The 1,937-nt window shown below is 66.8% G+C and carries 1 protein-coding gene; it reads right to left on the bottom strand.

Going from position 1 to position 1,937, the window contains the following annotated elements; translation table 11 throughout:
• A partial coding sequence (locus RJ1_RS44805; RefSeq protein WP_073371155.1) for a condensation domain-containing protein occupies positions 1–1,937 on the bottom strand: 1,937 nt, incomplete at both ends.

Below are 1,937 nucleotides of genomic sequence, written 5' to 3'. Positions count from 1 at the left end.
GTTGACGACGTTGTGGTGGTCGACCGTGACCCCTTTCGGGGTGCCGGTCGACCCGGAGGTGTACATCACGTACGCGGTGTTGCCCGGCCGAAGTGACGCGGTCCGATCACTGTCAGGGGTGAGGCCCTCTGCGTGCCCGTCCTCGTCCGAGTACGCGTCGAGCAGTAGTGTGGGGATGCCGTTGTCCGGCAACGTACTTGCGATGGCAGTGTCGGTCAGGATCAGCAGTGGTGCGGCGTCGGCGAGGATGAACCCGGTCCGCGCACCCGGATAGCGGGGGTCGATCGGCAGATACCCGCCCCCGGCCTCGAGGACCGCGAGTAACGCGACGACCAACTCGGGTGACCGCTCCAGGGCAACCGCCACCAGCACCTCGGGTCCGACACCCACACCGATCAGATGGCGTGCCAGCCGCTTCGCTCGACCGCTCAGCTCCCCGTAGGTCCAGCTCTCGTCACCGAACGTGACCGCCACCGCGTTCGGAGTCGCGGCGACCTGCTTACCGAACAGGCCGGGAATCGTCGTGTCCGGGATCGGTGCGCTCGTGTCGTTCCAGGTCCGCAGCACCAGCTCGCACTCGTCGGGCTCGAGGATCTCGTACCCCTCGACCCGCCCACGAGGATCCGCCACGATCAACTCCAACAAGCGCACATACCGGGCCGCGATGGACTCCACCGTCGCCCGATCGAACAGGTCACTGGCGTACTCGACGACCCCGGCCAGACCCTGATGACCATCGGGGGCCAGGGTGAACGACAGATCGAAACGAGACGTCCCGGTCGGCGCCGCAAGTGTGGTCCATTCCAACCCCGGGAACTCGACCTCAGGAAAAGCGTTGTTCTGCAAGGCGAACGACACCTGGAACAACGGATGATACGCCGTCGATCGGGTCGGATTCAGCAACTCCACCAACCGCTCGAACGGCGCATCCTGATTCTCGTACGCCGCCAACGCCTTACCCCGCACCCGGTCGAGCACCTGATCGAACCGCGGATTCCCCGACACATCCACCCGCAACACCCACGTATTGACGAAAAACCCCACCAACTCGGCCAAGGCTTCGTCGGTACGGCCCGCAATCGGCCCACCGATCGCAACGTCCACCCCCGCGCCGAGCCTGCGGAGCAGCACCGCCAACACCGACTGCAGCACCATCGACGGTGTTGCCCCACATCTGCGGGCAAGTTCCGTGACGGCCGAAGCGCGTTCGGGATCGATCACGAACTCCACCGTCCCGCCCCGGTAACTCGGTGCAGCCGGACGTCGACGATCGGTCGGCAACTCGATGCACTCCGGCAACCCCGCCAACTCGGCCCGCCAATACTCGACCTGGGCGGCCAGCACGCTCCCCGGATCATCCGCAGTGCCCAGAAGCTCCCGCTGCCACAGCGTGTAATCGGCGTACTGCACCGGCAACGGCACCCACCCCGGAGCGTGCCCGTCCACGCGGGCCGCATACGCGACCGCCACATCCCGAGCCAGCGGCGCCAACGATCCCCCGTCCCCCGCGATATGGTGCAGGACCAGCACCAGGATGTGCTCCCGGGAACCGCATTCCAACAATGTTGCCCGGATGGGAATTTCGTGTGCAATGTCGAACCCGTACCCCGCCGCTGCCGTCACCGCAGCCATCACGCCGGGCGGCGAGTCGACCTTTTCCACGTGCACCGGAATCGAGGCCTCCTCCGCGGGAAGGACCCGCTGGAACGGCACCCCTTCGTCCTCCCCGAACACCGTCCGCAGACTCTCGTGCCGGGCCACCACATCCCCGACCGCCGCCACCACCGCCTCGATGTCGAGGTCGCCGGTCAACCGCACCGCCACCGGAATGTTGTACGTCGCCGACGGCCCCTCGAACCGATACAGGAACCACAACCGGGCCTGCGCAAACGACAACGGCACCCGCTCGGGCCGCACCCGAGGGACCAACGGCACCC

Origin of the sequence: Rhodococcus jostii NBRC 16295 (genome assembly GCF_001894825.1) — a bacterium.
Lineage (GTDB): Bacteria > Actinomycetota > Actinomycetes > Mycobacteriales > Mycobacteriaceae > Rhodococcus_F > Rhodococcus_F jostii.
The sequence above is the reverse complement of the archived record's forward strand: the minus strand, read 5'-3'. Positions and strand labels throughout refer to the sequence as shown.